At 73.5% G+C, this 11,534-nt stretch carries 10 protein-coding genes; 5 read left to right on the top strand and 5 right to left on the bottom strand.

The window, feature by feature from the left end; genetic code table 11:
• Positions 1 to 23: 23 nt before the first annotated feature.
• From KG111_RS10975 to KG111_RS10960, 4 genes are all read left to right on the top strand, one after another.
• Positions 24 to 611, top strand: a complete 588-nt coding sequence (locus KG111_RS10975) for a nucleotidyltransferase family protein (protein WP_240196084.1) — start codon at positions 24 to 26, stop codon at positions 609 to 611.
• 46 nt (positions 612 to 657) lie between these two features.
• Positions 658 to 2,139 (top strand): APC family permease, encoded by a 1,482-nt coding sequence (locus tag KG111_RS10970; protein WP_205292658.1) that lies wholly within the window; start codon positions 658 to 660, stop codon positions 2,137 to 2,139.
• A gap of 77 nt (positions 2,140 to 2,216) precedes the next feature.
• A complete protein-coding gene (locus KG111_RS10965; RefSeq protein WP_205292657.1) occupies positions 2,217 to 3,566 on the top strand; it encodes a class II 3-deoxy-7-phosphoheptulonate synthase in 1,350 nt (449 codons plus the stop codon).
• A gap of 69 nt (positions 3,567 to 3,635) precedes the next feature.
• Complete coding sequence (locus tag KG111_RS10960; RefSeq protein ID WP_205292656.1) at positions 3,636 to 4,628, top strand: threonine aldolase family protein; 993 nt, start codon at positions 3,636 to 3,638, stop codon at positions 4,626 to 4,628.
• Positions 4,629 to 4,669: 41 nt separating this feature from the next.
• Here KG111_RS10960 and KG111_RS18490 read toward each other — a convergent pair whose 3' ends face one another.
• From KG111_RS18490 to KG111_RS10940, 4 genes are all read right to left on the bottom strand, one after another.
• On the bottom strand, positions 4,670 to 5,401 hold the full coding sequence (locus tag KG111_RS18490) for a discoidin domain-containing protein (protein WP_205292655.1): 732 nt from the start codon (positions 5,399 to 5,401) through the stop codon (positions 4,670 to 4,672).
• 393 nt (positions 5,402 to 5,794) lie between these two features.
• Positions 5,795 to 6,751: a DMT family transporter gene (locus KG111_RS10950; protein ID WP_205292654.1), complete on the bottom strand. Its 957-nt coding sequence runs from the start codon at positions 6,749 to 6,751 to the stop codon at positions 5,795 to 5,797.
• Complete coding sequence (locus tag KG111_RS10945) at positions 6,744 to 7,715, bottom strand: deoxyribonuclease IV (protein WP_249666085.1); 972 nt, start codon at positions 7,713 to 7,715, stop codon at positions 6,744 to 6,746. The genes KG111_RS10950 and KG111_RS10945 overlap by 8 nt, the downstream gene beginning before the upstream one ends.
• 2 nt (positions 7,716 to 7,717) lie before the next feature.
• Positions 7,718 to 9,886: a Stk1 family PASTA domain-containing Ser/Thr kinase gene (locus tag KG111_RS10940; protein WP_249666084.1), complete on the bottom strand. Its 2,169-nt coding sequence runs from the start codon at positions 9,884 to 9,886 to the stop codon at positions 7,718 to 7,720.
• A 145-nt stretch (positions 9,887 to 10,031) separates the two neighbouring features.
• Between KG111_RS10940 and KG111_RS10935 the strand changes: the two genes are divergently transcribed.
• The gene (locus tag KG111_RS10935) at positions 10,032 to 10,406 is read left to right on the top strand and encodes an Rv2175c family DNA-binding protein (protein ID WP_205292652.1); all 375 of its coding nucleotides are present in this window, start codon (positions 10,032 to 10,034) and stop codon (positions 10,404 to 10,406) included.
• Between the two features lie 31 nt (positions 10,407 to 10,437).
• Here the strand turns inward: KG111_RS10935 and KG111_RS10930 are convergent, their stop codons facing one another.
• On the bottom strand, positions 10,438 to 11,523 hold the full coding sequence (locus KG111_RS10930; RefSeq protein ID WP_205292651.1) for a polyprenyl synthetase family protein: 1,086 nt from the start codon (positions 11,521 to 11,523) through the stop codon (positions 10,438 to 10,440).
• Positions 11,524 to 11,534 lie beyond the last annotated feature (11 nt).

Raw genomic sequence — 11,534 nt, 5'->3', positions numbered from 1 at the left:
GTGCGGGGTACCTCGGGGCCGTGATGCCGATGGATCAGGTGCCCGGCATGGTGGGCCACGGGGCAGCCCCCCGTGGGCGGAACCCGCTGCGCGAGGCGCTCAAGCAGGTAGCGGTGGCGCTCAAGGAGAGCCAGGTCCCGTTCGCGCTGGCAGGCAGCTACGGCCTGTGGGCCCGCGGCGGACCCGAGCCCGCCCACGACGTCGACTTCATGATCGCCGAGGACGACGCCACCGCCGTCTACGAGCTGCTCGCCGGACGCGGCCTCGAGGTCGTGCAGCCGCCCGAGGACTGGCTCTTCAAGACGTACGTCGACGGGGCGATGGTCGACGTCATCCACCGCGCCGGCGCCCGCTCCATCGACCGAGGGCTCTTCGGCGAGGCCGACCTCCTCGAGGTGGAGTCGGTGCAGATGCCGGTGCTGTCCGCGACGGTGCTGATGGCGCACAAGCTGGGCGCGATGGACGAGCGCGCCTGCGACTTCGGAGCGGTGCTGCCCGCCGCCCGCGCCGTACGTGAGCAGGTCGACTGGGAGGAGGTCTCGCGGCGGACCGCGCAGAACCCCTTCGCCCGCTCCTTCCTGGGCCTCCTGCACGACCTGGCCATCGCATGAGCACGGTCCGCGTCGGGCGCGACCGCACAACCCAAGGAGTGGACCGATGACCGCTTCGTCCGCCGACCACGGCGCCGACCGGAAGAACGAGACGACCGGTCCCGACCAGCCGCCGCTGAAGCGGGTGCTGGGCCCCGGCCTGCTGCTGCTGTTCATCGTCGGCGACATCCTCGGCGCCGGCGTCTACGCGGTCACCGGCCGGCTGGCCGGTCAGGTCGGCGGGGTGGCCTGGCTGCCGTTCCTGGTCGCGTTCGCCATCGCCACGCTGACCGCCTTCTCCTACCTGGAACTGGTCACGAAGTACCCGCAGGCGGCGGGGGCGGCGTTGTACGCGCACAAGGCGTTCGGCATCCACTTCATCACGTTCCTGGTCGCGTTCACCGTCGTGTGCTCCGGCATCACCAGCGCGTCCACGTCCGCGGGGCTGCTCGCCTCGAACCTGATGATCGGCCTCGGTGACGACAACCCCGGCAACGGCGTGGTCCTCGGCGTCGCGATGGGCTTCATGCTGCTGCTGGGCGCGATCAACCTGCGCGGCGTGGGGGAGAGCGTGAAGTTCAACGTCGTGCTCACCGTCGTGGAGATGGTGGCCCTGGCGATCGTCATCGCCATCGGCTTCGTCGTGGTCGGCAAGGGCGACGGCGACCTGAGCCGGGTCACGGTCTTCGAGAGCCCCGACGACAAGAACCTCTTCATGGCCGTCACCGTGGCCACCGCGATCGCGTTCTTCTCGATGGTCGGCTTCGAGGACTCGGTGAACATGGTCGAGGAGACCAAGGAGCCGGAGCGGATCTTCCCGCGGATGATGCTCACCGGCCTGGGCATCGCGGTGCTCATCTACATGCTCGTGGCGATCTCCGTGGTCGCGGTGATCCCCGCCGAGGACATCGCCAACCCGACCAACCCCGACGCGGGCATCCTCATCGACGTCGTCAAGGTCGGCGCCCCCGGCCTGCCGATCGACGAGGTCTTCCCGTTCCTCACGGTCTTCGCCGTCGCCAACACGGCCCTGATCAACATGCTGATGGCGAGCCGGCTGGTCTACGGCATGGCGCGCCAGGGCGTGCTGCCGCAGGTCTTCGGCAAGGTGCTGCGCCGCCGACGCTCGCCGTACGTCGCCATCGCCTTCACCACGGTGCTGGCCATGGCGCTCATCGCCTACGTCCGGCTGGCCTCGGAGAGCACCATCGTCGTGTCGCTCTCAGGCACCACGGCGCTGCTGCTGCTCGCGGTCTTCACCGTCGTCAACGTCTCCTGCCTGGTGCTGCGCCGCGACCCGCCCGGCAAGTTCCGCGCCCCCACGGTGGTGCCGGTGCTCGGCGCCCTGCTGTGCGCCTACCTGCTCGGCCCGTGGGCCCGGCTGGAGACGGACATGATCCAGTACAAGATCGCCGCCTACCTGCTCGGCCTCGGCATCGTGCTGTGGGCCGTGGCCCGGCTGCTGCACAAGCCCGAGGGCGGCCACTTCGCCGACATCGACCACCTCGACGGCGACGACACCGACTGGCGCCCCCCCGGCCAGAGCTGACAGCGCCCCGGCGGCCGGGTTCGTCCGGCTGGTGCGCCGAGTCTGCGGCCGGAGGTCTCGCGCCGTACCCTAGAGGGGTGAGCACCTTCCCGTCCCTCGAGCAGTTGCACGCCATCGGCGCGAAGCAGCAGCCGTCGTACGACGACCCCGCGGCGGTGGCCGCGGCCGTCGAGCGGCTGCGCCGGCTTCCTCCGCTGGTGTTTGCCGGCGAGTGCGACGGGCTGAAGTCGAAGATCGCCGCCGCCAGCCGGGGTGAGGCCTTCCTGCTGCAGGGTGGCGACTGCGCCGAGACCTTCGCCGACGCCACCGCGGACAACACCCGCAACAAGCTGCGGGTGCTGCTGCAGATGGCGGTCGTGCTGACCTACGCCGCCTCCGTGCCGGTGGTCAAGGTCGGCCGGCTGGCCGGGCAGTACGCCAAGCCGCGCTCCTCCGACAACGAGACCCGGCTGCTGCCCGAGGGCGAGGTGACGCTGCCGGCCTACCGCGGCGACGCCGTCAACGGCTTCGAGTTCACCCCCGAGTCGCGCCGGCCGGACCCGCAGCGGCTGCTCGAGGTCTACCACTCGTCCGCGTCCACGCTGAACCTCGTGCGCGCCTTCACCACCGGCGGCTACGCCGACCTGCGCCAGGTGCACACCTGGAACTCCGAGTTCGTCCGCAACTCGCCGGTGGGCCAGCACTACGAGGCCATGGCCGCCGAGATCGACCGTGCGCTGACCTTCATGAAGGCGATCGGCGCGAACCCCGACGAGTTCCACCGGGTCGACTTCTACTCCTCGCACGAGGCGCTGATCCTGGAGTACGAGCACGCGATGACGCGCATCGACTCCCGCACCGAGCAGCCCTACAACGTCTCGGGCCACATGGTCTGGATCGGCGAGCGCACCCGCCAGATCGACGGCGCCCACGTGGAGTACTTCAGCCACATCCGCAACCCGATCGGCTGCAAGCTCGGCCCGAGTGCGACCGCCGACGACGCGCTCGCGTTGGCCGCCAAGCTGAACCCGACCAACGAGCCCGGCCGGCTGACGTTCATCACCCGCTTCGGGGCCGACAAGGTCCGCGACGGGCTGCCCGGCCTGGTGGAGAAGGTCAACGCCGAGGGCGTCGACGTCGCCTGGGTGTGCGACGCGATGCACGGCAACACCTTCACCTCCTCCAACGGCTACAAGACCCGGCGCTTCTCCGACGTCCTCGACGAGGTCCGCGGCTTCTTCGAGGTGCACCGCGCCCTGGGCACGGTCCCGGCCGGGATCCTGGTGGAGAACACCGGCGACGACGTCACCGAGATCATCGGCGGCGGCGAGGAGCTCGACGAGCAGGGCCTGGCGCACCGCTACGAGTCGGTCGTCGACCCGCGGCTGAACCGGGTGCAGTCCCTCGAGATGGCCTTCCAGGTCGCGGAGATGCTGCGCCGTTCCTGACGCCTCGGCGTCCCGGCGTCCCGCGCCGCTGTCGGACGGCGACAGTGGTGCGGGTGGCAGGATGAGCAGGTGATCGACCTGCGCTCCGACACCCTCACCCGTCCCACCGAGGCGATGCGGGCGGCGATGGCCTCCGCCGAGGTCGGTGACGACGTGTACGGCGAGGACCCCACCGTCCGCGCGCTCGAGGAGCGGGTCGCCGAGCTGTTCGGCCACGAGGCGGCGCTGTTCACGCCGACCGGGTCGATGGCCAACGTGCTCGCGGTCGCGGCGCTCGTCGTCCCCGGCCAGGAGGTGCTCTGCGAGGCGCGGGCGCACATCGCGCGCGCCGAGCTCGGTGCCCACGGTGCCGTGAGCGGGCTGACGATGCGCACGTGGTCGCACCCGCGCGGCGGGCTGGACCTGGCCGTGCTGGAGGAGCTGTTCGCCCCCGACCTCGGCCCGTTCTTCGTGCGCACCGCGGCGATCTCGGTCGAGAACACGCACAACTTCGCCGGCGGCACCGTGCTGGGCTTGGCCGACCTGCAGGCGCTGCGGGCCTTCGCCGACGACCGCGGCGCCGCGGTGCACCTCGACGGGGCGCGGATCTGGAACGCCCATGTCGCGACCGGCACCCCGCTGGCGTCGTACGGCGCGGTGGCGGACGTGCTGGCGGTGTGCCTGTCGAAGGGGCTGGGCGCCCCGGTGGGCTCGCTGCTCGTGGGCAGCGCCGAGCAGATGGACGAGGCCCGGGTGCGGCGCAAGCGCCTGGGCGGCGGCATGCGCCAGGTCGGGGTGCTCGCCGCGGCGGGCCTGCACGCGCTGGAGCACCACGTGGCGCGCCTCGCCGAGGACCACGAGCATGCCCGGCTGCTCGCCGAGGCCTGCGGTGTCGACCCGGCGACGGTGGACACCAACATCGTGGTGCACGACGTCGACGATGCCGTGACGTTCGTGAAGGCCGCCGCGGACGCCGGGGTGCTGCTCAGCGCCGTCGGCCCCCGGACGGTGCGGATGGTCACCCACCTCGACGTCGACCGCGCCGCCGCGCAGCGGGCCGCCACGGTGCTGGCCGCGCTCTGAGTGCCTGACCTGAGCGCCTGACCTGAGCGCCCGACCGGGTCTCAGCCGCGGGCGCCGGTCAGACGGACCTCGCTGATCGCGGTGAAGTCGCGGCCGTTGTCGCCGCGTCCCGGGGCGGAGACCTCGAGGAGGTGCAGCCGCACGGTGCGGGTGCGCACCGGGCCGATGCTGTGGGTCTGCATGTTCGGCAGCGGGCTGAGCTGCTGGGTGATCCGGGTGCCGTCGTCGAACTCCCACTGCACCGCGGTGATCCGACGGTTCCCGCGGTACCAGTCGTCCTCGCCGTCGATCTTGGCGTAGCCGTTGACGAGGCCGACCTCGGTGAGCACCACCTCGTCGCCGAGGTCGAAGGTCAGGATCTGCCCGGTGCCGTCGCCCGGCATCCGCCAGGCGGTGCGCGGGTCGTCGTCGATCAGGTTCGCCGCCTCGAAGTCGACGGGCTTGTTGTCCCGGTCCCGGCTCGCGGGCGCCACTGCGGGGACCTGCACGGACGTCTCGGCGGCCAGGTCCTCGACCTCGTCGGGCTGCTCGACGGGGCCGTCGGTGCCGGTGGCGTCCGGGCTGCCGTCCTGGTCGGTCGTCGGGGAGTCGCTCGCCACGGGGCTCTGTGCCGCCGGGACGTCCTCGTCTCCCTCGGAGCCGCCGAGGAGGAGCACGGCGCCCAGGCCCGCCGTCAGCACGACCGCGGCGACACCGAGCGCCCAGGGCCACCACGGACCCCGCGGCGCGGCGCGGCCTCCGGGTGGGGTCGGCGGGCCGGGCACGAACGGCACCGGATCAGGGTCGGCGAACAGGGGGTAGCGCGCCGGCTGAGGCACGCCCGTCGCGGGCAGCGGCGCCACCGGTCCGGACGGCGCCGGCGGCGGGGGAGGCGGTGGAGTCCATGCCGGCGGCACCGGGACCGTCTGCGGGCCAGTCGGCGGACCAGTCGGCGGGGCCGGGGGCGGGCCGGCCGGCGGGGCGGGCGGGGCCTGCGGGGGCCGGCCGAGTGCCGGGGTGCCGCAGCTCGTGCAGAACCGGCCCACCCCGAGCGGGTGCGCGCAAGCGGGGCAGAGGGTCGGCTCGGTCATGGCGCGGTCAGGCTACCCGACCGTGTCGGCGGGCGCCGGGCGTCGTACGACGCTCCTCGGCACCAATGTGGTCTGTGTCGCCGGGAGCGCCCGTCCTCACACGGCGATGTGGGGCACCTCGCCCTCGACGTGCCGGCGGGGCAGCGCCTCCACGACGAGCATCGCGACCAGCACCAGGGCGCCACCGAGCAGCATCCGCGAGGTGAGCGACTCCCCGCCGAGCAGGACCGCGAAGAACGCGGCGAAGACCGGCTCCATGCTCATGATGATCGCGCTGCGCGTCGGCGGCAGGTGGGCCTGGGCCCAGGTCTGCGCCAGCATGGCGAGCGCTCCGGCCGCGATCGCCATGTAGAGCACCGAGGCCCAGTCCGCGCCGCCGGAGGGCAGCACGACGCCCGGCTTCCCGGTGCCCAGGGCCGCCACCAGGCAGATCCCGGCGATCACCAGCACCTGCAGCACCGACATGCCCAGGGCGTCGGCGGGACGCGACCAGGCGCCGAGGCCCACGATGTGCGCGGCGTAGAGCAGGGCGGCGACCAGGGTGAGTGCCTCGCCGTAGCCCACGGAGAGCCCGTCGAGGCTGAGCACCGCGAGCCCCACGGTGGCCAGCGCCACCGCGGCCCACGTGCCGCGGGTGACCCGGCTGCGCAGCAGCAGCGCGGCCAGGACGGGGGTGGCGACGACGTACAGGCCGGTGATGAAGCCGGACACGCTGGCCGGGGTGTGCGCCAGCCCTGCCGTCTGCAGCACCTGCGCGGCGCCGTACAGCCCGCCCAGGGCCAGGGCGCGGCGCCGGGTCTCGGGTGAGAGGCGGGCGATGGCCCGTGGTGCGACGAGCAGCATCGCGGCTCCGGCGACGAGGAAGCGCACGGCGAGGAAGTCCACCGTGGGCACCCGCTCCAGCAGGTCCTTGATGAGGAAGAACGTGGAGCCCCAGCACGCGGTCAGCGCCAGCAGGGCGAGCGCTGCCAGCAGGGCGGTACGACGGGTGGTGCCCGGCCCGGGCGCCGGGACGGCGGCGCCGGGGCTCCGTGCGGGGTCGGCCTCAGCCACCGGCGGAGGCGTCGCGCAGCTGCTTGAGCAGCGCGATGTCGGGGTCGTCGGCTCCGCGCGAGCCCGGCGTCTCCAGGATGAACGGCACCCCCGCGGTGGCGGGGTGCGCGAAGAGCTCGGCGAACGCAGCGGTGCCGATGTGGCCCTGACCGATCTTCTCGTGACGGTCCTTGAAGGCGCCCCGGACGTCCTTGGAGTCGTTGGCGTGGATCAGTCGGAGCCGGCCCTCTCCGCCGACCTGCACCAGCCGGTCCACGGTGTCGGTCGTGCCGCCCGGCTCGTCGAGCGGTTCGCCGGCGGCGAACACGTGGCAGGTGTCCAGGCACACCCCCGCCTTGGGGTGCATGTCCAGCGCACCGAGGTAGGCGGCGAGGTCCTCGACCTTGGCGCACAGCGACCGGCCCTGGCCGGCGGTCGGCTCCAGCAGCAGCCAGGGGGCGTCGTCGGTGGCGACGTCGTCCAGGATCGGCAGCAGCCCCTCCCGGAGGCGGCGCAGCGCGTCGCGGTGCCGCTCCTGCGCCGCGTCGGGGTCGTCGCCGGCGGGCTCGACGTAGGAGCCGGTGTGCACCACGACGCCCTCGGCGCCGATCTCCACGGCGCGGCGCAGGTTGTGCGCGATCAGCGCCAGGGAGCGCTCGTACGTCGCCGGGGTGGGGGAGCCGGGGTTGACCAGGTACGGGGTGTGGATGAAGACCCGCAGGCCGAGCTCGCCGGCGCGGTCGCGGAACCGCCGGTCGACGTCGGGGTCGCCCTCGCTGAGCGCCCAGCCGCGCGGGTTGCCGCAGAAGACCTGGATGGCCTCGCACCCGAGGTCGACGGCCGTGCGCAACGCCCCGTCCACGAGGTTCTTGCCGACCTGGACGTGGGTGCCGACGGGACGGGAGACGTCCGGCGGGCGGGGCGTCGTCGTGGCGTCGGCGAGGGGAGCGGGCGCGAGGCCGGGTACGGCGTCCTGCAGGGTCACCCTCAGACGATATAGAGCACGATCGTGCTGCCCTTGCGCACCCGGGTGCCGCCGGCGGGGTCGGTGGCCCAGGCCACCTCGCCGTTGATGTAGATCGAGGCGCGCCGCTTCTTGACCACCAGGCCCAGCGCCTCCAGCTTCTCCACCGCGTCCTCGGTCGAGGACAGCCGGACGCCGGGGACGGTGACCAGCGGCGGGCCCTTGGAGACCACCAGCGTGACGGTGTCGCCCTTGTAGACGTTGCCGCTGCGCGGCTGCTGGCGGATCACCTCGCCCTTGGCCACGTCCTCGCTGAACTCATCCTCGGTCTTGACCTTCAGACCACGCCCGGTGAGGTTCTTGGCCAGCTCGTCGGCGTCGCGGCCGGTCCAGTCGCGGACCGGGATCGGCTTGCGGCCCTTGCTCACCACGAGGCTGACGGCGGTGTTCACCGGCAGGTCGAGGGCGGCCTCGGTGCCGTACGACGGCTTGCTCGAGACCACCTGTCCCTTCGGGACCGTCTCGGAGTACTGCTCGGTGACCCGGCCCACGAGCATCTTCACCTCGCCCAGCGCGGACTCCGCCTCCTCCAGGGTGAGGCCGGCCAGTTCGGGCAGGTCGTAGCGCTCGGGGCCCAGCGAGACGGTCAGCGCGACGCTGTCCTCAGGCAGTATCCGGGCGCCGGGGCGGGGGTCGGTGCCGATCACCACTCCCTTGGCGGTGCTCTCGGAGTAGACCTCCTCGGCGACCTGCGCCTGCAGACCGGCCTTCTCCAGCTTCGCCACGGCGGCGGCCTGCTCGAGCCCCACCACGCTGGGGGTGTCGGTGTAGCGGCCCCAGCCGAACCAGTAGCCGGCCGAGCCGAGGCTGGCGAGCAGCACGGCGAGCACCACGAGCAGCACCAGGCGTCGCCGCCGGCGCGGGCGCTGGGCTCCGCTGTGCGTGGAGTCGTCACCCCGGTGGCCCGGGTGGTTCGTGTCGTCGGCGGGGCCGCTCGCGGCAGCGGTGCGGGTCCCTGCGGTGCGGGTGCCGGTCGCCGGCTCCACCGTGGTGCCCGCGGCCAGCCGCGGCGCGGTCGGGCCCTGCAGCACCGACGTCGCCTCCCGATCGGAGGGCTGCTCGGAGCGGACCCAGTCCGGCACGCCGTCCCACAGCGAGCTGACCGGCTCGGGCTTGGTGTCGCTCAGGCCCGCACCGCCCTCCTCGGCGCCACGGCGTGCCTGCGGCATCAGGTCGGCGACCAGCTCGTCGTCCTCGCGGACGCCGCCGTGCAGCGCGTGGGCCACCCGGCGCACGTGGTGCAGCAGGACGCCTGCGTCGGCCGGTCGCAGGCTGGGGTCGCGGGTGGTCGCGCGTGCGACGAGCGCGTCGACGTACGCCGGGATGCCGGGCACCACGCTCGAGGGCGCCGGCACGTCGTGGTGCACGTGGCGGTAGGCCACCGCGATCGGGCTCTCCCCGGTGTGGGGCTTGGTGCCGGTGAGCAGCTCGAAGAGGATGACGCCGGCGGCGTAGACGTCGGCGCGGGCGTCGGCCTTCTGCTCGATGACGAGCTCGGGCGCGAGGTAGGAGACGGTGCCGATCAGCACGCCGTTCGTCGTGGTGTGCTGGGTGTCGGCGCTGATCGCCTTGGCCAGGCCGAAGTCGGCGACCTTGATCCGGCCGTCGTCGGCGATCAGCACGTTCTCCGGCTTCACGTCGCGGTGCACCAGCCCGGCGCGGTGCGCCGAGGCCAGCGCCGAGAGCACCGGCTCCAGGATCGCCAACGCACGCTCCGGCGACATCGGCGCTTCCTTGGTGATGGTGTCGCGCAGAGTGTGCCCGGGCACGTACTCCATGACCAGGTAGATCGTGCCGTCCCCGGTGTCGTCGCGGCCCTGGTCGTAGACGGCCACCACGTTGGGGTGGGAGAGCCGGGCCGCGGCCCGCGCCTCGCGCACGAAGCGGCGCGCGAAGGACTCCTCGGCGTCGGCGGAGGCGTCGCCCAGGCCGGTGTGCATGATCTTGACCGCGACCGTGCGGTCCAGCCGGGTGTCCGTGGCCTCGTAGACGCTGGCCATGCCGCCGCGGGCGATCCGGGAGCCGATCCGGTAGCGGCCGTCGAGCAGCCTGCCGCTCTGGTGGTCCGAGATCCGCGCGGGGTCGCCGGCGGACGCGGCGAGGTCGCCGCGGGCGCGTCGGTCGTCGTGCACAGCGACCCTCCTGTGCATGTTCTGCTGGACCGGCCGGGGAAGTGACCGGGGGGCCATCGTACGGCGCGGCGCGCGAGGGCGGTGCAGGCCACGCCGAGGCGCCGGCGGCTCGGCGTGCGCCGTGCCGGTGGTGGAGGATGGACCCATGACCGAACCGCGACTCGCCGATCACGACCTCGCCGCCCTCGTCGACGACTGGCTGGACTGGGACGAAGCCGCCGCGTCGCTCGGCGTCACCCCGGCGCAGGTGCGCACGATGGTGCGCGAGCACCGACTGGCGGCCGCCGTGCCCGCTCCGGGGCGGCGTCAGGGCATCCCGGCGTTGTTCCTCGTCGACGGTGAGCCCGTCAAGGGCCTGCCGGGGCTGCTCACCCAGCTGCACGACAACGGCCTCGACGACCGCGAGTGCATCGCCTGGATCTTCCTCGACGCGGACCTGCCCGGCCGCCCGATCGACGCGCTGCGGGAGAACCGGGGCTCGGAGGTCAAGCGCCGCGCCCAGGTGATGGGCGCGATCTAGGCCCCGTCGCCGCCCGGGCTCCCGGAAGCGCTCAGGAGGTCCGGCTGGTCGCCGCGGTGGCCAGCTGGTCCAGCGCCACCACGGCGTCGGGGTGCCAGCCGGCCTCGCGGCCGCGCTCGAGCGCGGCACGGGCGGTACCGGCCAGCTCGGCGATCGTCGTCTCGACCCGTTCGCGGGCCCCGCAGCGCTCGATGATGTCGCGCAGCTCGGCGACCTCCGAGGCGTCGAGGGCGGTGCCCAGTGCGGCGTCCAGTCGCTTCGCCTCGGCTGCCGGCGCGGCGTCCAGGGCGAGCGCGACCAGCACGGTGCGCTTGCCCTCCACCAGGTCGTCGCCGGCGGGCTTGCCGGTGGCCGCGGGGTCGCCGAAGACGCCGAGCAGGTCGTCGCGCAGTTGGAAGGCCTCGCCCAGCGGCAGCCCGAAGTCGGAGAGCAGCTCCAGCGCCGCGGCGTCGGCGCCGGCCAGGGCCGCCCCGACGTGCAGCGGTCGCTCGATGGAGTACTTCGCGGACTTGTAGCGCAGCACGGTCATCGCCTGCGCGACGTCGGCGGTGCCCCGGGCCTGCACGGAGATGTCGAGGAACTGCCCGGCGATGACCTCCGAGCGGCACAGGTCGAGCACCTCGAGCGCCGGTCCGACCCGGTCCCAGCCGAAGCCGCAGCGGCGCAGCAGCTCGTCGGCCCACGTGAGCAGGAGGTCGCCGGCCAGGATGGCCGCCGCGGCGCCGTACTGCTCGGGGTCGCCGCGCCAGCCGTCCGTGCCGTGCTCAGCGGCGAAACCGCGGTGCGTGGCCGGGCGTCCGCGGCGGGTGTCGGAGGCGTCCATCAGGTCGTCGTGCACCAGGGCGCTGGCGTGCAGCAGCTCGAGTGCGGCCGCGGCCCGGCTCACTGCGCGGGCGTCCTCCCCGCTCGGCGGGCCCGCCAGGGCGGCGTAGCCCCACAGGCAGAAGGCGGCGCGCAGCCGCTTGCCCCCGCTGGTCAGCGCCCGCACCTCGGTCATCAACCTGGCCGCGTCGTCCCCGAGCGGGCGCAGCCGTGCGTCCTGCTCGGCGAGGAAGTCGTCCAACGTGTCCTGCACCGAGCTGCGAAAGGCGGTCGGGTCCCACGTGCGGTCGCTCACGCTGAGAGCCT

The sequence above is a fragment of the Nocardioides faecalis genome, assembly GCF_018388425.1.
Classification (GTDB): domain Bacteria; phylum Actinomycetota; class Actinomycetes; order Propionibacteriales; family Nocardioidaceae; genus Nocardioides; species Nocardioides faecalis.
This window is presented reverse-complemented; position numbering and strand designations above follow the sequence as displayed.